The following is a 20,543-nucleotide window of genomic DNA, read 5'->3' as shown; positions in this document are numbered from 1 at the left end:
GGCGATGGGCGATGGGCGATGGGCGATGGGCGATGGGCGATGGGCGATGGGCGATGGGCGATGGGCGATGGGCGATGCAAATTTTTTGCAAGAGCCTGACCATGTCAAGCTCTTGCTTCTACTCTTTGCTCTAGCCTCTCAACTTCGCCAACAGGCTTTTCGCCTCTTGCTGCAACTCACCGTTGTCACCTTGGTCAACGTCTTCGAGTAACCCGCGCGCACCTTCGCTATCATTCATCTCAAGGTACGCTTTGGCCAAATCAAGCTTACTGGCAAACTCACCTTGGCTGTCGATATCCAAACTACCAATATCGGCCAGCACATCAGGGAACTCATCCAAACCGACATCAAGGTTCAGCGGTGCTTCATCCAATTCACTATTAGGCTCCTCACCATCAAGATCCTTCATCAGCTCATCAATACTGATGTAAGACGCGTCAGGTGCTTGGCGATGAACAGGCTCAGCAACCGGAGACTCATCGACCAACTCACTGGCCGCTTCTTCCATCGCAGGCTGAGGCTCGTTGACCTCACCCACAAACAACATTTCAGAATCGGCACCGTTATCAACCATAAGATCATCTTCGTCGAAGGCTGGCACGTCTTCGACATTCATCTCTGGTTGATCCTCCCAGTCCTCACCTTCAAGTTCGGGTTCAGGGTTACTCGCCGCCCAAATTTCACTCTCTTCTGCTGACAAGTCGTCGTCTACAGCGCTATCGCCAGTCACATTTTCCGAACGGCCCACCAACTGCTCACGCTCCCAATCTGCTTGCAGTTCGGGGTCGTTTAGCAGTGCATCCATATCCAGCCCTGCCGAGTCGACAAACTCATCGCTCAGTTGCGCGGCTGGAGCCAAAGCTTCTGCCATTGCAGGCTCTGGCGTGACAGACTCAAGGGCTTGTGGCTCAGGAGCTTGCGGTTTGAAGCCTTGCTCGACTTCATATTGCTCTAGCTCATGCTGCTCATCGAATGAAGCCTGTAGGGCTTCATCCTCATTAAACTCAGGCAAACTAGCCGGGTCCAGAGTTTCAAACTCAATATCCGGGTGGCCATGAAGTGAATAAGGGCTAGCGGGTGCTTGTTGCTCGGGCTGAACGTATTGTTCTGCCACTACAGCATCCAAAGGCTCTTCATTTACTTGAGGTTTCTCTGCCGCTTCTGCTGCCTGCTGTAACTGACGAACGATATTATCAAGCATTGCTTGCTCATCGTCTTCGCTCAGTACTTGTTCTTGTTGCAGCTCTACATCCGGATCGTTAAATGCGGCCTCTTCATCGAACTCTGGCAGATCATCGAGTGTCAACGGTGCATCATCGAACTCGTGCTTCACCGGCTCTTCAGAGGCTTGCTGAGCAACGCTCTCAATTCGAGGAGCCTCATCAAGCTCTGCTAGCAGAGTTTCCTCATCAAAAATAGGGAACTCTTCGCTGTTGTGCTCACTGTGCTCTGAGGTCTTATTCTCTTGCTCGTCTGGGCTTTCTAGCTCTTGGACGTCAGGTTCACCTTGTGACACTTCGTGAACTTGTGACTGCTGAGTGTCCGCTGCAAAGTCGAAAGCAGGCTCATCAAGGATGATCTCTTCGCTATCGACCTGCAGCTCTTTGCTACCAGCCTGTTCGTCAGCCTCTAGACTCTCAAGCAACTGTTCAACCGTTTGACCGATAGCATCAATTTCAGCGCTGTCGTCCGGCTCTCCAGCATCCTGCATGGCGGCATCAGCCGAAGCAAGAAGCTGTTCAATTTCGTCAATTTCTGGCTCTTGAGCTAAAGTTTCTGGCTCTTTGGCTAGTACTTCCGGCTCAACAGCGACACGCCGCTCGACCTCAGTCGCATCAGCATCAGCATCAGCATCAGCATCAGCATCAGCAGGTTGGTCGGTTTCGGTATGTTGGTCCAGAATGTCATCAAGTCGCTCAGTGCTCTCCTCTTCAATGCTGATGTCATCCAGCACCAATGGCTCTTCTACACCGTCGCTAAGCTCGGGTGTATCAAGCTTAGATGTATCAAGTTCGAGAGTATCGGACCCTGTTTCCTCGACCCCTGCTTCATCAAAATCCTCAGCATCGGCCAACAACTCATCCAATAGCTCAGTGCTATTTTCATCGATTTCAATACCATGACTGGCCAACAAGCTGTCCGTATCAGGCTCATCGAGCAGTTCATCAAGCAATGCTGTACTGTCTTCTTCCAATTCAATTTCGGAAGTGAGGCTGTCTTCATCATCAAGCAGTTCATCGAGAAGCGCCGTCGGATCGCTGACCGACACATCCGCTGCATTGACGACAGCGTCATCAAGCATTGATGAAAAATCACCATCCAATGCAGGCGAGGCCATCAACTCGATATCGGCTAAAGCCTGATCAACCGCAGCCTGCTCGGATTGTGCGCTATTGACTGCATTAGCATCGATAACGGCGTTATTTACATCAAGGTCATCTGCATCAAGGGCATCTACAGCAGAGCTATTTACATCAATGCTATCAAATAAGGTATCCAGCTCATCTTGACCGACCATCTGCTCCGGCTGCGAGTCTAACGCTTGCACCTCATCACTGGCTGCAGAAGAGAACAATTCATCCAGCATGGCCTGATCAACAATCTGATCTCCATCAGCCGACGATTCCAGCGATGCGTCCAGATCACCACTGTCATAAGACAAGTCATCACCATCATAAGACAGGTCAAAGCTATCTTCGTCGTCATCATCAGCCTGCAGTGACTGCTCCCACATTGCCGCCAACTCTTCATCAGGGCTCGGCTCAGGCTTCTTGTCCATTTCATCCAGTGCCCGCTCCATATCTTCCAGACCAATAGCATCATCATCACTATTGACTGAAATACTGCTCGCACCAAGATTACCACCGATATCGCCAGCAATATCAAAGCCATTACTGTCTTCCTTCGAAGCCAGAGAGGACTCTTGGCCAAACAAGCTACTTTCAGGATCATCGAACAGGGAGTCATCATCACCGAACAGATCATCAAGTTCTTCGTCGTCACCCAGAGTCAGGCTCGGCACATCTTCGTCATCGGCCGGCGTAGGTGACAGCGGAGGCATCATTGCGGCTTCGTTTTGGCTTTGCGGGGCATCCAATGACTTCACATCATCTTCAACTTCGCGCTTGCGGCCAAGCAGGAAGTAAGCCAGTAAACCCGCTATCAAGGCGCCAGGGATCAATGCCATTGCCGCTAACATCAATGGGCTGGAAATCATACGGTCAAACAAGCTAGGTTGCGGCTCAACCACTTGTGTTTGCATCGCACGCTGTTGGTCAATAAAACCTTTGATCTGCTCCCGCAACACTTCATCGTCGGTCAGTTGTTGCTTCAATGCCGACACTTCGTGCTGCATCTCGGCAAGACGCACACGCAGCAAATGATTGCTCTCGAGAAGTTTGGTCATCTGCTCGTCAGAGGCATCCAACTGGACTTGCAAGGCTGTCGGTTTAGGTGGGATCAGTGGCGCTTTTGGCGCAGCCTCTGGCGCTTTAACTACGGTTTCAACCACAAGCTCCGGCTTATCCTGCACCTGCGCGACAACTGCTGGCTCAGTTTTCGGTGAAGCGTCCTGAGTTGCTTTAGGAGCAGGTTTCGGAGCCGCAGCAACCTCTTTCACTTGAGGTTCAGGTGCTTGCACTACAGGCTTAGGTGCTTGAGCAACGGGCTCAGGCCTAGGCTCAGGCTTCGCCGCAGTCGGTTGCGGCGTCGTTACCGGTGGTGGCGTGGCCGCCGTTCGAGTCTGGCTCCGAGAAGGGGTGCGCTGATCGGCTTCCAAACGCTGCTTAACCACATCGATACTTTCACGACGCATTTGCGCTTCTGTCGGGATAGCCAACATGCTACCCGGAACCAAGCCGTGAATATTGCTACTTTCAAATGCCTGTGGGTTCTGGCGGAAGATAGCGCCGATAACCTGATAAATAGAAACTTGATTATTCGGCCGATAGCGAGTTGCAATCGACCACAAGGTTTCAGTGTTGGTAGTAGGCCCATAGCGCAAAGCATTAGCAGACGACTGTGTAGACGATCCGGTATTAGCTGGCAATGAAGAAGCTGTAGGCTGTACGCCTTGGGTTGGCCCAGTAATACGAACGGTATTCGCGTGGACCGGAGAATATATCACAGCGGTGGAAAATATTACCGGCAGGAAAAAACGTTTTATCATCGTCGAAAGATCAGACACTGCCTGTCATCCTCTTTGGCAGGAAAATAGCTAAGAATGCATAGCACACGGCATCAATATAAAATGCATGTGCACAGCAATATGATACAAGATTATTTAATTTCGGCCTATTCACAATAATCTTGAGCGTGACATCTCCACCTAATCATGAAGTCGGGAGCAAGGTCGCACTATTGGTGACCTACGTAGATTCAGCAAGTTGAAAATACAACAGCAGCGATGGGCGATTGATTACAAGAGCCTGACCATGTCAAACTCTTGCTTCTTCTTTGGCTCTTCCTCTAGCCTCTAGCCTCTAGCCTCTAGCCTCTAGCCTCTAGCCTCTAGCCTCTAGCCTCTAGCCTGATTATAAATACTCTTCAATCAGCTTTTCTGCGATCTGTACACTGTTGGTCGCCGCACCTTTACGGACATTATCGGCAACCACCCACATGTTCAGGCCACAAGGGTGGCTGATATCTTCACGGATACGGGCAACCATCACGTGGTCTTTGCCGGTCGCATCACTAACCTGAGTCGGGTAGTCATTACCATGGAAGACTTCAATACCTTCGGCACTTTCCAACAAGCTAATCGCTTCTTCGATATGTACCGGCTGGCAAGTTTCGACGTGAACCGCTTCGGCATGGCCGTAGAATACAGGCACACGAACACAAGTCGGGTTAACACGGATATTGTCATCACCCAAAATTTTCTGGGTTTCCCACACCATTTTCATTTCTTCTTTGGTGTAGCCGTTATCCATGAACTCATCGATATGTGGCAAGCAGTTAAACGCAATCTGCTTGTCGTAAACCTTGGTTTCCGCTGGCAGGCCGTTTAACAACTTAGCCGTTTGACCCGCAAGCTCATCAACACCTTTTTTACCCGTGCCCGATACCGACTGGTATGTCGCCACATTAATACGCTCGATACCGTATGCTTCGTGGATCGGCTTCAGCGCGACCAGCATCTGGATCGTTGAACAATTCGGGTTAGCAATAATATTGCGGTTACGGTACTCCGCAATCGCGTGCGGGTTTACCTCAGGGATCACCAAAGGTACATCGTAGTCGTAGCGGAAGCGGGACGTGTTGTCGATAACAACCACACCGTAATCGGCAGCGGCTGGCGCCCAGCGCTCAGACGCTTCTGCACCGGCAGAGAAGATAGCAAGCTGGACTTGGCTCCAGTCGAAATCTTCAACGTTTTTGACCCGTACAGACTTACCTTTGAAGCGCAAGACTTTGCCCGCACTACGCTCAGAAGCTAGTAAATAGAGATTGCGAACAGGAAAATTGCGTTCCTCAAGAACTTCCACAATGGCTTCGCCGACAGCGCCGGTCGCACCGAGTACTGCAATATCAAATTCCTGGCTCATGGCCTTTCCTCTACTGTAAAACCTAATTTAGCCAGCGACTCTACCCCAAAATGGGCCTCGCCCGCTACTGTAATCGCGCTATATTCACGGCGATCCCAGTAATTTTTGCGCATCCGGTCGAAAGCAGTCGCCATTTCCGGGCTCCCCTCTGCCATTTGACCCATTTCACGGCGGAACAAGCCATCATCACGGCGCACATCATAGACAATCTGGGTCAGGCTAAATAGCGTCGACTCATCCCACTCTTGGCTCAGGCTGACCTGTGGTACTGGAGCGATCGGCAACAAGCTAGCAGCGGTAACCTGCTGCTCTAAGCCAAGGAATTGGCAATAGCTGTTATAAACCATAGTGGTGCCGCGTGCCTTGCCCTCTAAACCATAGCCAGCAACATGCGGAGTAGCAAAAGCCAACAGTGGCAATAGTTCGAGATCAACCTGCGGCTCGTGTTCGAATACATCCAAAACAGCCGTCAGCTTCTTGCCCTCTCCTGATTGGCTCTGCTGCAGAGCGCGTTTGAGGGCGAGGTTATCCACTACCGGGCCACGGGCCGCATTGATCAGTATTGCACCTGATTGTAAATCTGCGAGGAAAGTATCATCGACCAAATGATGGGTCGGGTACTCGCCATCACGGGTGATCGGTGTATGCATGGTGATGACATCACATTGCAAGCGAATGTCGTCTAGCGAATGGAAAGTCCTGCTATCACCTTGTTGCTGTTTGATTGGATCATTAAGCAAATACGGGATCCCGAGCGCATCCAAACATTGGGCAAGGTAGCTACCGACATTGCCGGCACCTATGATCCCTACCTTTTTGTCAAAAATAGAAAAACCCTGCTGCTGGCCAAGCACCATCAGGCTACTCAATACATATTCAGCCACACCCACCTTGTTACAGCCCGGCGCAGCGGTAAAGGCGATACCTTTGGCAGCCAATGTCGCTTCATTAACATGATCTTGGCCGGCTGTTGCGGTGCCGACAAACTTGAGCTTATTCGCCTTGGTCAACAAGGCTTCATTGACCTTGGTCACCGAGCGGATCATCAGCGCATCAATATCCACCAAATCCTCAGCGGTCATTGTTCTGCCCGGTTTGCTGATCACTTCGCCCAACTGGCTAAATAGCGCCTCGGCATAAGGCATGTTCTCGTCAATGAGGATTTTCATGGGTCGGTTTCCTTATAAAGCGGTTCTGTTTAGAGGAATGCTATTAGATTGGGAGGTGATGGGCAATGGGCGATGGGCGAACCATGTCAAGCTTATGCTCTTGCTTTTCCTCTAGCCTCTGGCCGCTTTAGCCTATCAGCCAAGTTCTTTCCCATAAAAAAGCCCAGCAGAAAAAGTCTGCTGGGCGAACGTCCAGGAAATAAAACACCGACTGGGATCATAGACAGCTCCCGCAAAAGAAAATACTATTCACACAGCCGATGTCGCGTCTGTTTTTTTAGGCACTGACTCAAGGTCATATAACAGTTAGAGCAGTCCCCGCAAAAGGCTTTCTAGCTGAGTACCTTAGTCAGTGCCACCCCTGGAAAATGACAAAAGTCGGTTAAGCTTCGTACTTCTTGATAACCAGTGTGGCGTTGGTGCCACCGAAACCGAAGCTGTTGGACATCACCGTCTTCAACTCTTGGTCACGCTTTTCAGTCACGATATCAAGACCCGCAGCCGCTTCGTCTAAGTTATCAATGTTGATGCTTGGTGCTACAAAGCTGTTTTCTAACATCAAGGTTGAGTAAATCGCTTCGTGAACACCCGCCGCACCCAATGCGTGGCCGGTCATCGCCTTGGTGGCTGAAATCGCTGGGCTGTTATCACCAAATAGCTCTTGGATAGCGCCAAGCTCTTTCACATCACCGACTGGCGTTGATGTACCGTGGGTATTGATGTAATCGATGCTGTCAACATTTTGCATCGCCATCTTCATACAACGCACCGCGCCTTCGCCCGATGGCGCTACCATGTCGTAGCCGTCAGAGGTTGCGCCATAGCCGACGATCTCGCCGTAGATTTTCGCGCCGCGAGCCAATGCATGCTCCAGCTCTTCGACAACCAACATGCCGCCACCACCAGAGATAACGAAACCGTCACGGTCTGCGTCATATGTGCGTGATGCTTTCGATGGATCATCGTTGTATTTGGTAGAGAGTGCGCCCATGGCATCGAACATCATGGTCAAAGACCAATCGAGCTCTTCACCACCACCCGCAAACACGACGTCTTGCTTGCCGAGTTGAATCAGTTCAAGTGCATGGCCGATACAGTGAGCAGACGTTGCACACGCAGAGCTCATGGTGTAGTTCACACCACGGATTTTAAACGGTGTCGCCAAACAAGCAGAAACCGTTGAAGACATCGTACGCGGTACCATATAAGGCCCCACACGCTTCACGCCCTTCTCGCGCAGAATATCGACGGCTGCAACCTGGTTATAAGAAGACGCACCACCAGAACCCGCCACAAGGCCGGTACGGTCATTTGATACCTGATCTTCCGTTAGGCCAGAGTCTTCAATGGCTTGTTCCATAGAAAGATAAGCAAAAGCGGCAGCATCGCCCATGAAACGCATCTTCTTACGATCGATATATTCTGAAGGGGTCATTTTCAAATCGCCCCAAACATTACTGCGCAGCTTCATTTCTGCAAATTGTTCAGAGAAGTTGATACCGGATTTACCCGTTTTCAATGACTCCAGCACTTCTTTAACGTTGTTACCAATGCTGGACACAATACCCATGCCTGTAATTACGGCTCGTTTCATGATGAATTCCTACTGTCATTTATACCCAAATAACCTCTGTATAAACAATCAACAACCTGAGGTAACTTGGGTATAACGCTGACGATAATAACGGGTTTATCTGTCAAAAGTGGTCAGCTTTCCTGTTGATCGGGTACAATCCTCGGAAAAATACCCGTTACACCAACTATGAGGCTTCCCCCTTGTCTGATAAAGCCCAAATGCCGTCTGATACAGATAAACCGTCCCAGAACGAAAAAAACTCGGCAAAAATCGAACATGCCGTACTGGACTGGAATGAATCAGGCACGCCTGTGTCTAATGACTTTGACGATGTGTACTTCTCCAACGCCAATGGATTAGAAGAAACACGCTACGTGTTCCTGCACCAAAATGGCTTGCCTTCGCGTTGGGAATCTTTCGACCGCCGCCGCTTTGTGGTTGCTGAAACAGGGTTCGGAACCGGCCTCAATTTCCTTGCCGTCTGGCAGTGGTTCAAAGCCTTCCGTCAAGCACATCCGGATGCCACCACCAAAGAGCTGCATTTCATCAGCTTTGAAAAGTTCCCGGTGACCAAGGACGACCTGATCAAGGCTCACCAGTCATGGCCTGAGCTGGCTGACTTAGCGAGCCAACTTCACGCCCATTACCCACCGGCTGTGGCTGATTGCCACCGTATTGTGTTGGAAGACGGTATGATCACCCTCGACCTGTGGTTTGGTGATATCAAAGACTGTATGCCACAAGTATGGACGAATAATGACGGTATCGTCGATGCGTGGTTCCTTGACGGCTTTGCCCCTAGCAAAAACCCTGAAATGTGGAATCAAGATCTGTTCAACGGGATGGCAAAACTGGCCCGTGTCGGCTGCAGCACAGCAACGTTCACGGCTGCAGGTTTTGTTCGCCGCGGCCTCATTGAAGCCGGTTTTGACATGAAAAAAGTCAAAGGCTTTGGCACCAAGCGAGATATGCTGGCTGGCTGCGTGACCGAGCGCAAATACGGCAGTAACGTTAAACCTTGGTACTGTCGCAAATCGGCCAATAATAAGAACAAACAAGCAACTGAGGTCGCCATTATCGGCGGCGGCGTTGGCTCGGCGACAACGGCAATAGCACTGGCACGGCGCGGGATTAAAACCACCCTATATTGTGCCGACGCACTACCCGCCGAAGGTGCATCCGGTAACCGCCAAGGCGCAGTGTACCCATTACTCAATGGCTCTAATGATGCATTGTCGCGCTTTTTTGCCCCTGCATTTCTCTATGCCCGCCAATTTGTGGAACAAGCAGCCAAGCAAAAAGAGTTCGCCCATGACTGGTGCGGAGTGACCCAGCTAGCTTGGGATGACAATGCCACCAGCAAGCTAGGAAAAATGATGACCGGCGGCTTTCCTGAGGCGCTTATCCGCCAGCTTGATGTCGAACAAACCGAGCAAGTCACTGGTGTTGTATCCGGCCATGGTAGCGTCAACTACCCACTAGGCGGCTGGCTATGCCCGCAGGATCTTACCCGTGCATTGATTGAGCAAGCACAAGAGATGAGCTTGCTTGAGGTTAAAGCTCACACCGACATCCAGCAACTCACCCAACAAGACGCTCACCAAAACAGCGATCAAAGTGAGCAATGCTGGCTGCTGACAGACCAGCACGGCCAGCGTTACCAGCATAACACTGTGATTGTGGCAAACGGCCATCGTTTTGCCGAGTTCCCACAGACTCAAGATATTCCGGCCTATTCCGTGCGCGGTCAGGTTAGCCATATTCCAACCAACCCGACACTGAACCCGCTGAAAACCGTGCTTTGCTATGATGGTTACCTCACTCCGGTTAATGCCACCGGTGAAAGCCACTGCATCGGTGCCAGTTACCGCCGCGGCAGCACTGATTTAACCTTCAGCCCTGAAGAGCATACAGAGAACAAACAGCGCTTGGTTGACTGCCTGCCTGAAGCAAGCTGGCCGCAAAACATTGATATGACTGACGCGCAAGCACGTGTTGGCGTGCGCTGTGCCAGCCGCGACCATCTGCCATTTGTTGGTGATGTTTGCCAATATGACAACCTGCTAACGCAATATGCTGATTTGATAAACCAGCAAGACAACGCAGAAGAGGTACCGGTTTACCACAACCTGTATGCAATGATTGGTTTGGGCTCTCGCGGCCTGAGCTCAGCCCCACTGCTTGGTGAACTACTCGCTTCGCAAATCTGCGGCGATCCGCTACCGCTACCTAACACTGTACTGGAAGCATTGCATCCGGGACGGATGTGGGTGAGGAAGTTGGTGAAAGGGAAGAAGGTTTAAGGACCTAGAAAAGCTTGGCTCACTGGTGATGTGAGTCAAACTTTTTCGTTTTTGCGATTTACTGACCAGCTTGAACGGTTACCGGAGGAGCTGGGTCATCACCACCGCCAGAGTCAGAAAGTGCAACACCAATCACAACCGCGGCGGCACCGACTGCCAAGACCGTTGCGGTTATACCGCCAGCAGAAGCAGCAAATGCGGTATCGATACCCGCTGCTTTACCGGTTTCTTGGCTCGCCGCTTCAACAGATGACTTTGCCTGCTGCTGATTGACAGTGGACTGAGTCGCTGTAGATTGAGACGTTGGTGCCTGCCTTACCTGAGTACTGGTTGATGCATTGTCTGCCGCGAACGCAGACAGGCTTATAAAGCCCGAGATGAAAATTGCCGCCAGTGAAAACTTCATCATTACTATCCCCAAAGCGCAACATATAGTTATTGATATGACTATAAGTATAGATGGAGATAAAAAAGACAAAGGGAGTCTTGAGAGCAGTCTTGAGAATGAGAAATGGGCGATAGGCGTAGCCTATCGCCCCTAGCCAATAGCCAATAGCCTGCTTTATCAATCCGCCCCAAACAGATCGCGGGTGTAAACCTTGTCAGCAACATCCGCCAACTCTTCGGCCATGCGGTTAGAGACAATGACATCAGAGAGTTGTTTGAACTCATCAAGATCGGTGATCACTTTAGACTGGAAGAATTCTTCTTCTTGCAGCACTGGCTCATAGACAACAACCTGGATCCCTTTGGCCTTGATACGTTTCATGATGCCCTGAATAGAAGACGCGCGGAAGTTATCAGAACCCGCTTTCATGATCAGGCGGTACACGCCAACGACCTGTGGTTTCTTCGCAATGATAGAATCAGCAATGAAGTCTTTACGAGTGCGGTTCGCATCCACAATCGCGCCAATAATATTGTTAGGCACCGATTGGTAATTAGCCAATAACTGCTTGGTATCTTTCGGTAGGCAGTAACCACCGTAGCCAAACGACGGGTTGTTATAGTGATTACCGATACGAGGGTCTAGACCGACACCTTCGATGATCTGGCGGCTATCTAATCCGTGAGCTTCTGCGTAAGAGTCCAACTCGTTAAAGTAAGCCACACGCATCGCAAGATAAGTGTTAGAAAAAAGTTTAACCGCTTCAGCTTCGGTGCTATCGGTGTAAAGCACAGAAATGTTTTCTTTCACTGCACCTTGCACCAACAAGTTAGCAAACACTTCTGCCCGCTCAGACTTTTCACCGACAATGATGCGTGATGGGTGCAGGTTATCAAACAGTGCCCGGCCTTCGCGCAAAAATTCCGGCGAGAAAATCACATTTTCACAGCCCAATTCATCTTTAATACTCTGAGTGTATCCAACAGGCACGGTCGACTTAATGATCATGACAGCCTTTGGATTAATCGCTATCACATCTTTGATCACAGCTTCAACAGAAGAAGTATTAAAGTAGTTGGTCTGTGGGTCATAGTCGGTCGGGGTAGCGATAATAACAAATTCCGCATTTTGATAAGCCAACTCTTTATCCGTCGTCGCTTTCAAGTTCAGCGTTTTTTCTGCCAAATACTGGGATATTTCCCTGTCTTCAATCGGTGAGATCGCTTGATTAATCAAGTCAACTTTGTCTTGAATAATATCCAGTGCTACGACTTCATTATGCTGTGCCAACAATACGGCATTGGACAGGCCTACATACCCTGTACCTGCTACGGTAACTTTCATTACTCAACCTCAATAAATTCAGAAGAAGTCGCAATAACAGCCCTTGTCCTGATATCGCGTCCTACTTACTGATCTGTACATTCTAGTAGAAAAGATAGTACCTCAGTAACATAACAGAACATAGTGATGGTTTTGCTTACATTACATAATAATGTGCAGAATCAGACAATGGTGGTTTTCTGCTCAGCCGCTATTACCATCTCGCAATCCGGACGCACAACCTGCAGAGCTTGAGCGAGTTCAGTTTGAGCACGATGATCACCATGTACAAGGTGAATCCTGTTTGGTCCTCGCTCGATATTCGCAACAAATTGCACCAAATCTGATTGATCGGCATGTGCCGAATACCCAGATAAGTTATGGATTTTTGCCTTTACCTCTATTGTCTTGCCATTGATTTCAACCTTTTTCTCTCCACGAGAAAGAGCGTACCCCAGTGTACCGGAAGCCTGATATCCCACCATAACCACATCCGTACAAGATTCGGGTAGCAGCGCTTCGAGATAATTCAAAATGCGCCCTCCGCTGCACATGCCACTGGCAGCCACTACAACAGCTGGCTCTTTCGTCGACAGCAGGCGGTTAACAATAGACAGATGCTGCGAGTGAGAATCCACGGTAATACATTGCTCGAATGACAGTGGGTGGCGTCCGGTATTTTGCCGGCCCATAGCCTCTTTCTCCCACAAACGATTAAACATCTCGTATTGCTTGGTGACTTTATCTGCCAAGGGCGAATCGAGAATAATAGGTAGCTCCTGCCACCTCATATGGCCAGAGTTGACTTGTAAGTTGGATGAGAATGTCTCAGCAATCAAACTTTCAATATCAAACAGCAGCTCTTGCGTGCGTCCAACACTAAAAGCCGGGATCAGTATCGCCCCGCCATCAAGTAATGATTGTTCAATGATATGTTTAAGGTTTTCACTTCTTTCAGTCTGTCGCTGGTGTTGACGATTCCCATAAGTACTCTCCAAAACTAATACATCAGCCCGCTTGGGAGAGTTCGGATCCACCAGCAAAGGTGTGTTTGAAGGGCCGAGATCGCCAGAAAACACCACAACTTGATCATCAGGCAGCACTACCTCAACATAGGCGGATCCCAAGATATGCCCCGCTTGGCGAAAATAGAGTGCGAGCCGCTCACCAGTAGGTAACGTCACAGGCGCTTGGCAATCGAACGGTACCGACCGTAGCAGGCTTTTGATCAGGGAAAGAAACTGACTGCGCTGCTCTTTATTAAGGTTAAGCTGAATTTTCAAACCGTCATCAAGCATCAACGGCAGCAACGCCGCCGTCGCTTCTGTGGCATAAATTGGTCCTCGAAAACCGGCGGCCAAAAGCCAAGGAATACGCCCAATATGATCAATATGGCAATGGGTCAGTACCAAGGCCTGAATATGTTCCACGGGAAAATCAATATTTAATGAACGAGGAGCTTCACTGCCCTGAAACAAACCGCAGTCAATCAACATGCCGTACTCCCCCCACTGCAGTTCATGACAGGAGCCAGTCACCCCCTGATATGCGCCGTGATGGATAATTTGCATAAGCTTGTCCTTAAAAATTCAGTAATACTGATCTTCGCCAAATAAGTTGGGGACGACATCACTAACCAAAATATGCTCGGCACATATCACAAAAAAAGTCGTTAATAGTTAGCACAAATACATTATTGCTAAGGTGACTTCAAACGACCTCGCACAACGCTACCCATAGCAAAACAGTCTTGGATAAAATCACACATGGAAAGTGTCAAAAAAGTGACTAAACTAAAATGTAAAGATTCAGCTCTCCCCCCTACAATCTGTGAGATACGTTCAAATCAGGAAGACAGGAAGACAGGAAGACAGGAAGAATAACGCATAAATGAATCCAAATATCTCATGAAAGAGATTTTAACCTTATCTTGAATAGCTCAGAAATTTCCAATTTCATCTAAGGCTTGCTGCTCATTAACTCACGCTTGACCTCAATGATAACCTCTTCGAGATACACGATCTCGTTTCTATTGCTAGCACAGACGGCTTGACGATATTGCCGCTGAAGATCCATCAGGTGCTCTATGTAACAGTACCTTTTGATCCTGTGTTCAATTCCATCAAACTCTGCCATTGGCATCACTCCGTAGGCTCATAGCTCTCCTCACCTCGTTTGATGACAATCGTGACCTGCTTTGCCATGTGAGATAAAAACACCGACGAACAACACGCACACTGGTATTTGCCATAATGATGCCTGAAGATACGTTCTATGGTATTCCTTTTGATCCGATAAACATGTTCTACACGCTGACATTCCGGGCAATGTAAATAATGCATAGCGACTCCTTGCTATATTTAAGACTGTATTACAAGGTCGTTAATATATTCCTTGAATGAATATCACCATACCTCAACGACCCCATATGCACAAGCATGCAAAGAGTAGTATCTCGGGTGATTTTTTATATTTCACTAAGTTTTCACAAAATAAAAAATTAAAATTCTTAAGGTTGATTTTTATTCAGCAACATGACATGAATGAATTCAATATTTAGGAAAGTAATACCAATCTGGATAAGTAGTTGTTCAAGAATTTATGTAGGTTGGTATAATATGAATGGCATTTTTCTTCTGGCGCTGATAATAAAGACGACCAGCACCAGAAGGGGGATTATCATTTAAAGCATGTTCACCTTAAAAGCATTCGAACCGCTAAAACGGCAGTTCAGCCTTTTACAGCTTCTTCGCCCACGCTTTGGCTGATTCATCAATCAGCTCATAGGCAAAGTCGAACGCTTCACGGCTTTGACGGTATGGGTCGGGAATATCTTTCTGACCAATCCACTGACCAAATAGCATGGTTTTGCCACGGGCTTCCGGTGCAATTTTGGTCACCGCTTCAATATGGCCTTTTTCCATTACCAAAATTAAATCGTACTCACGGCAAAGCTCACTGGTGACCTGCTGGGCCACATGCCCTTCCAGGCTAACACCGTGCTCAAGTGCGACTGCTGCTGCCGTTTTATCAGCAGGTTTGCCAACCAATGCACCGACGCCTGCGGAGGCAATGTGCTTATTAGGTAAATGGTGCTTTAACAGGTATTCACCTGATGGAGAACGGCAGATGTTACCAACGCAAACCACCAGAATTTTATTAAACATACTGTTCCTTCAAAGTATTGGCTATAGGCTAATTATGTTGGCTGAAAGTTTACAGTAAGACGAGTTCTATTTCAGCTTTCTAGGTATGACAATCTGATACCCTTCCACCACAGACAGGCTATCATTTTGGGTTGGTCTAAAACGCAAAAAGGGCAACTCCCCAGAAGAGAATCGCCCTCGATACCAAGATTTTATAATTAGAGCCACTAGTTACTGCAATCTCCGCCTTGATAACATCTTTTTCCTAGTAATACATCAGGTAAAGACTCATCCAGATTGGTATTAACACTACTTTTGATTAAGCCTCTTTCACTGCCTCGGTAATGTGCTCAGCCCATTGCTGCAGCATATGGCTCAACATCAGATCAAACCTTAAATCTAGATTTCTGTTGCTATTCTTGTTTTTTCATAATCTAGCATTTTCTGCACCTAAGTAGTATTCACTCCTGTTTCAAATAACGTTTATTTTATATCGTTACAAATCTGATGTAATCTCGCCGGATAAATACCAAAACAATAATGCTCCCAATAAAAACTCCAAACGAATTAGCGAGCAAATCAAAAAATGAACACTCACGCCCAAAGAAAGGTTGAATTAACTCTATCACGCCACTGAAGAGCACGATGACAGCGCAACACTTGTAGAACGATCGTTTCGTTGAAGTCGCGTATGCTGCAAAGATGGCAAACCCAGCATAGGCCATGAAATGTTGAATTTTATCGATATGAGGGATCGAGAGTAACTCTGGCCCAGTAGGTTTAAGTGATAGGAACAGAATTAATACTGCATAAAGCAAGAGAGGAAGTCGTTTTAACATGGATTCTAAATTCTGGGCTCTAGGCTCTAGGCTGAATATAGGGAAAGAGTCAAGTTGGAGTGATTACTCCATCGACTCAAACCAAGCAAATAAATTGAAGATAGGCCTTCTTAATTAGAAAATTTTAATCTGCCCCAAATAAGTCTCGGGTATATACTTTATCAGCAACATCAGCAAGTTCTTCAGCCATACGATTTGATACAATCACATCAGACATCGCTTTGAACTGCTCAAGATCTTCAATTACAGCTGAGTGAAAAAACTCTTTCTCTTCCAGCACTGGCTCATAAACCACTACATCAATACCTTTAGCCTTGATACGCTTCATAATCCCTTGAATACTGGACGCTCGGAAGTTATCTGAGCCAGATTTCATGATGAGACGATAAATGCCTACCGTTTTAGGTTGGCGGCTAAGGATAGAATCTGCAACAAAGTCTTTACGAGTGGTATTAGCATCAACAATCGCACCAATCAAACAGTTAGGCACTTCATTGTAATTCGCACGTAATTGCTTGGTATCTTTTGGTAAACAGTAACCACCGTAACCAAATGATGGGTTATTGTAGTGGCTACCGATACGTGGATCTAGACCAACACCTTCGATTATTTGGCGAGCATCAAGGCCGTGGGACTCTGCGTAGGAGTCCAGTTCATTGAAATAGGCAACGCGCATAGCGAGATAAGTGTTAGAGAATAGCTTAACCGCTTCTGCTTCCGTAGAGTCGGTAAACAGTACTTCGATACCTTCCTTGAGCGCGCCTTCAACTAATAAATTAGCAAAAATATGTGCTCGCTCACTTTGTTCACCGACGATAATGCGTGATGGATAAAGGTTGTCATAAAGTGCCCGGCCTTCACGTAAGAACTCTGGTGAGAAAATAATATTTTCACAGCCAAGTTGCTCTTTAATCTGCTTGGTGTAACCGACTGGAATGGTTGACTTAATGATCATAACCGCATTTGGGTTAATTGCCATTACATCGTTTATTACCGCTTCAACCGAAGAAGTATTGAAGTAATGATTAACTGCATCATAATCGGTAGGTGTTGCGATGATAACAAAGTCAGCCTCTTTATAAGCAAGCTGCTTATCTAAAGTCGCTGTGAGATGAAGTGTTTTATTAGCAAGAAAATCTTCAATTTCTGCATCAACAATCGGTGATACACGATCATTAAGCATATTGACCTTTTCTTCGATGATATCAACAGCAAGAACTTCATGATGCTGAGCTAATAGCACAGCATTTGACAAGCCTACATAACCTGTACCTGCAACTGCGATTTTCATGTTTATCCTAAATCAATTAATAAAGTATCTAAAATGGGAAAACGAAGGGTGTGGTGAGAATAACCACTGTTGAGTAGGTCAGCGAAACTTTCCACCCTGTTTTAATAAAATCGATGACTCTGTAATCACCGGCATTCATCACCATCAAATTGGTTTGATAACCAAATGGGCTAATAAAACTAGCGCTGGCACCATAAGCAACGGCCATGACAAAAGGCATATAGTTCACACCATAGGATTGGGCAACTCCCAAAGCAATAGGTAATGCCAAAGCTGCAGCCGCATTGTTGGTGACAATTTCCGTAGTCACCATAGTCATGAAAAATATCACAGCCAAAGCAAACCAGGGGCCGCTATTACCCGCTACGCTCGTTACCATATCCGCTATTTGCTGCGCCAAACCACTGGTGGTGAATACCTCGGCAATACAAAGCGCGCTGGCAATCATTAGCCAAATTTCAAACGGAAAACGTCGACGAATATTTGCTCCCGTCAGTACCTTCGATAACACCATAACAGCGACATAAATGAGCAAGCCTGAAAAGAGGCTCATAATGCCAGTAGCCGCAGAAGTAATCATGGCTACGAAACCACCAATCGCAAGCACTTCTTGCCACGACTGTAGGCGCGATTTGACTTTCAACCCGGAGATGATAAAAAAATTTCGGTCAACATTTCGATGTTTTTCAAAGTCTGGCCCAACAGCCAACACCAATTTATCACCAGCATAAATCAACTGCTCGCCAAGTTTACCGCTGACCTTCTGACCATTTCGGTTTATTGCTACCACCGCCGCATCGAATCGTGAGCGGAATTGGGTATCTTTTAACGTTCTACCGATAATGCTCGATTCGGTACTGACAATCACTTCGATCAAATTGCTGATCAGCAAACCATTACTATTGGCAAACAAAGACAAACCATCAAACTGTTCAAGCTGCGATATGTGTTTTACATCACCGCAGAAAACCAACTTATCGTTTTCTTTGATTGCCATTTGCGGATTAACAGGAGAAATTAACTGTCCATCGCGAACAATATCAACCAAAAACAATCCATCCAAAGCACGTAAGCCATTCTGCTGAATAGTTTTACCAATTAACGCACTACCTGACTGCACTTCAGCATCGATAAAGTAGTCGCCACGTTGGCCTTCAGTCACCACGATTTCTGGTAAACGATAAGCACAAAAAAAGACAGCAAGCCCTGCTACCAGTAAAATCATCAAACCGACAGGAAGAAAATCAAAGAACCGAAGTGATGCATACCCCTGTTCAATCAATAAGCCATTCACAATTAAGTTGGTAGACGTACCTATCAAGGTTAACGTGCCACCAATAATGGCAAAATAGGAAAGGGGTAACAATAAGCGAGATGGAGAGTAATCTTGGCTTCGGGTTAAACCGGCCATTAACGACGCAACAACTGCCGTGTTGTTGAGAAAAGCCGAACTGATAGAGGCTAATAAACCTAATCGGGCTAACGTCATTTTAAAGGTTGGACGGAAAACAAGCTTAGTCACCCAAACTAAAATACGAGTGCGTTCAAGCGCAAGCGAAGCAACTAACAAAAGAAGTAGTGTGATTACCGCTTGGTTGACACCAAAGCTGAGCATTCTGGCTTGCGGTATAAAACCAAGAAAATAAAAGAATAAAACTACCGCACTGAACAGGATTGAAGGCCGAACCCTAGTAAAGATAAGAGCAGAGAATAACGAGACAATCGTCAGTGCAACAATAAATGAAGAGGTCATCATAACTCAAAATAGGCGCCCAAAGGCGCCATACATATTAGCTCACCGCTTTTAATGATGAGGCAGAATTAAATCGCGAGTTTAGGTAAACTTTAAACTCTTCACCGAGGCTTTCGTGACGCAGGCCGTACTCAACAAACGCACGAAGGTAACCTTGTTTATCACCACAATCATGGGATTTACCTGTCATGTGAAAGGCTTCGACGTCTTCTTCTGCCATTAGCATATCAATCGCATCAGTAAGCTGAATTTCATCACCAGCACCAGGAGGGGTAATTGCCAGCTTCTGCCAAATGTTTGAAGACAGTACATAACGGCCAACAACCGCCAGATTCGAAGGCGCCTCTTCAACAACCGGTTTTTCAACCATTGCCGTCATCGCATATGAGTCACCTGCCTGTAGTACTGCACCACCACAATCAACCACACCGTATTTTGACACTTCAGACATAGGCACAGGCTCAACCATGATCTGGCTAGCATTTGAAGTCTCAAAACGTTTCAGCATAGCAGCAAGGTTTTCTGTTGACTGATCGGCAGTGTACTCATCCAAAATAACATCTGGTAGCACCACAGCAAATGGCGCATCACCAACCAAAGGCTTCGCGCAAAGTACTGCGTGGCCCAGTCCTTTAGCGTGGCCTTGGCGCACATGCATAATGGTTACATCTGGTGGACAAATAGATTGCACCTCATCCAACAGCTGACGCTTTACACGCTTTTCTAATGTAGCTTCAAGCTCATAAGAAGTATCGAAATGATTTTCGATGGCATTTTTTGAAGAATGCGTCACAAGAACAATTTCTTTAATACCTGCAGATACACACTCATTCACAATATACTGAATAAGCGGCTTATCTACGATTGGCAACATTTCTTTTGGAATCGCTTTTGTTGCCGGAAGCATACGCGTGCCTAACCCTGCTACTGGGATGACAGCTTTTTTTACTGTACTCATTGTTGTTCCTTTATTCGGGGGATTAGGGAACCTAGAACCAAGAACCAAGAACCTAGAACCTAGAACCTAGAACCTAGAACCTAGAACCTAGAACCTAGAACCTAGAACCTAGAACCTAGAACCTAGAAAATTATGATTATAAAAAATAAAAGCCCTGGATATACCAGAGCTGTAAGCTGTAAGCTGTAAGCTGTAAGCTGTAAGCTGTAAGCTGTAAGCTGTAAGCTGTAAGCTGTAAGCTGTAAGCTGTA

Annotated in this window: 13 protein-coding genes; 1 reads left to right on the top strand and 12 read right to left on the bottom strand. The window is 47.3% G+C overall.

Annotated features, from left to right (window positions below; translation table 11 throughout):
- Positions 1-130 precede the first annotated feature (130 nt).
- The 4 genes from ACVA53_RS23835 to fabB form a co-directional block, all read right to left on the bottom strand.
- Positions 131-4,186: a FimV/HubP family polar landmark protein gene (locus tag ACVA53_RS23835; RefSeq protein ID WP_446506490.1), complete on the bottom strand. Its 4,056-nt coding sequence runs from the start codon at positions 4,184-4,186 to the stop codon at positions 131-133.
- Between the two features lie 346 nt (positions 4,187-4,532).
- Positions 4,533-5,546, bottom strand: coding sequence for an aspartate-semialdehyde dehydrogenase (locus ACVA53_RS23830; protein ID WP_255044818.1), 1,014 nt, complete (start codon positions 5,544-5,546; stop codon positions 4,533-4,535).
- Positions 5,543-6,715 carry a 4-phosphoerythronate dehydrogenase gene (locus tag ACVA53_RS23825; protein ID WP_446506489.1) on the bottom strand — a complete coding sequence of 391 codons (1,173 nt, stop codon included), beginning with the start codon at positions 6,713-6,715 and terminating at the stop codon, positions 5,543-5,545. The genes ACVA53_RS23830 and ACVA53_RS23825 overlap by 4 nt, the downstream gene beginning before the upstream one ends.
- Positions 6,716-7,097: 382 nt before the next feature.
- The gene (gene fabB, locus ACVA53_RS23820; RefSeq protein ID WP_446506488.1) at positions 7,098-8,309 is read right to left on the bottom strand and encodes a beta-ketoacyl-ACP synthase I; all 1,212 of its coding nucleotides are present in this window, start codon (positions 8,307-8,309) and stop codon (positions 7,098-7,100) included.
- Positions 8,310-8,509: 200 nt separating this feature from the next.
- Here fabB and mnmC point away from each other — a divergent pair, with 200 nt between their 5' ends.
- Positions 8,510-10,594 carry a bifunctional tRNA (5-methylaminomethyl-2-thiouridine)(34)-methyltransferase MnmD/FAD-dependent 5-carboxymethylaminomethyl-2-thiouridine(34) oxidoreductase MnmC gene (mnmC, locus tag ACVA53_RS23815; RefSeq protein WP_446506491.1) on the top strand — a complete coding sequence of 695 codons (2,085 nt, stop codon included), beginning with the start codon at positions 8,510-8,512 and terminating at the stop codon, positions 10,592-10,594.
- A gap of 58 nt (positions 10,595-10,652) precedes the next feature.
- Here the strand turns inward: mnmC and ACVA53_RS23810 are convergent, their stop codons facing one another.
- The 8 genes from ACVA53_RS23810 to galU all read right to left on the bottom strand — a co-directional run bounded on the left by ACVA53_RS23810 (position 10,653) and on the right by galU (position 20,292).
- Positions 10,653-11,003 (bottom strand): hypothetical protein, encoded by a 351-nt coding sequence (locus tag ACVA53_RS23810; protein WP_446506487.1) that lies wholly within the window; start codon positions 11,001-11,003, stop codon positions 10,653-10,655.
- 156 nt (positions 11,004-11,159) lie between these two features.
- On the bottom strand, positions 11,160-12,326 hold the full coding sequence (locus tag ACVA53_RS23805) for a nucleotide sugar dehydrogenase (RefSeq protein WP_446506486.1): 1,167 nt from the start codon (positions 12,324-12,326) through the stop codon (positions 11,160-11,162).
- A gap of 161 nt (positions 12,327-12,487) precedes the next feature.
- The gene (locus tag ACVA53_RS23800; RefSeq protein ID WP_446506485.1) at positions 12,488-13,876 is read right to left on the bottom strand and encodes an MBL fold metallo-hydrolase RNA specificity domain-containing protein; all 1,389 of its coding nucleotides are present in this window, start codon (positions 13,874-13,876) and stop codon (positions 12,488-12,490) included.
- A gap of 1,167 nt (positions 13,877-15,043) precedes the next feature.
- Positions 15,044-15,472 (bottom strand): arsenate reductase/protein-tyrosine-phosphatase family protein, encoded by a 429-nt coding sequence (locus ACVA53_RS23795; protein ID WP_446506484.1) that lies wholly within the window; start codon positions 15,470-15,472, stop codon positions 15,044-15,046.
- Between the two features lie 467 nt (positions 15,473-15,939).
- Complete coding sequence (locus tag ACVA53_RS23790; RefSeq protein WP_446506483.1) at positions 15,940-16,290, bottom strand: VanZ family protein; 351 nt, start codon at positions 16,288-16,290, stop codon at positions 15,940-15,942.
- 124 nt (positions 16,291-16,414) lie between these two features.
- Entirely contained in the window at positions 16,415-17,581 is a 1,167-nt protein-coding gene (locus ACVA53_RS23785) for a nucleotide sugar dehydrogenase (protein WP_446506482.1), read from the bottom strand.
- Positions 17,582-17,609: 28 nt separating this feature from the next.
- The gene (locus ACVA53_RS23780; protein WP_446506481.1) at positions 17,610-19,334 is read right to left on the bottom strand and encodes an SLC13 family permease; all 1,725 of its coding nucleotides are present in this window, start codon (positions 19,332-19,334) and stop codon (positions 17,610-17,612) included.
- A 37-nt stretch (positions 19,335-19,371) separates the two neighbouring features.
- On the bottom strand, positions 19,372-20,292 hold the full coding sequence (gene galU / locus ACVA53_RS23775; RefSeq protein WP_446506480.1) for a UTP--glucose-1-phosphate uridylyltransferase GalU: 921 nt from the start codon (positions 20,290-20,292) through the stop codon (positions 19,372-19,374).
- Between the last annotated feature and the right edge of the window lie 251 nt (positions 20,293-20,543).

It is taken from the genome of Photobacterium sp. DNB23_23_1, from assembly GCF_052873815.1.
The sequence above is the reverse complement of the archived record's forward strand: the minus strand, read 5'-3'. Positions and strand labels throughout refer to the sequence as shown.

What these genes read in the sequence shown, in the direction of transcription:
- ACVA53_RS23780 (WP_446506481.1), bottom strand. Translation starts at nt 19,334, where the DNA reads ATGACCTCTTCATTTATTGTTGCACTGACGATTGTCTCGTTATTCTCT.
- ACVA53_RS23800 (WP_446506485.1), bottom strand. Translation starts at nt 13,876, where the DNA reads ATGCAAATTATCCATCACGGCGCATATCAGGGGGTGACTGGCTCCTGT.
- ACVA53_RS23790 (WP_446506483.1), bottom strand. Translation starts at nt 16,290, where the DNA reads ATGTTAAAACGACTTCCTCTCTTGCTTTATGCAGTATTAATTCTGTTC.
- ACVA53_RS23830 (WP_255044818.1), bottom strand. Translation starts at nt 5,546, where the DNA reads ATGAGCCAGGAATTTGATATTGCAGTACTCGGTGCGACCGGCGCTGTC.
- ACVA53_RS23805 (WP_446506486.1), bottom strand. Translation starts at nt 12,326, where the DNA reads ATGAAAGTTACCGTAGCAGGTACAGGGTATGTAGGCCTGTCCAATGCC.
- galU (WP_446506480.1), bottom strand. Translation starts at nt 20,292, where the DNA reads ATGAGTACAGTAAAAAAAGCTGTCATCCCAGTAGCAGGGTTAGGCACG.
- ACVA53_RS23785 (WP_446506482.1), bottom strand. Translation starts at nt 17,581, where the DNA reads ATGAAAATCGCAGTTGCAGGTACAGGTTATGTAGGCTTGTCAAATGCT.
- ACVA53_RS23810 (WP_446506487.1), bottom strand. Translation starts at nt 11,003, where the DNA reads ATGATGAAGTTTTCACTGGCGGCAATTTTCATCTCGGGCTTTATAAGC.
- ACVA53_RS23795 (WP_446506484.1), bottom strand. Translation starts at nt 15,472, where the DNA reads ATGTTTAATAAAATTCTGGTGGTTTGCGTTGGTAACATCTGCCGTTCT.
- mnmC (WP_446506491.1), top strand. Translation starts at nt 8,510, where the DNA reads ATGCCGTCTGATACAGATAAACCGTCCCAGAACGAAAAAAACTCGGCA.
- fabB (WP_446506488.1), bottom strand. Translation starts at nt 8,309, where the DNA reads ATGAAACGAGCCGTAATTACAGGCATGGGTATTGTGTCCAGCATTGGT.
- ACVA53_RS23825 (WP_446506489.1), bottom strand. Translation starts at nt 6,715, where the DNA reads ATGAAAATCCTCATTGACGAGAACATGCCTTATGCCGAGGCGCTATTT.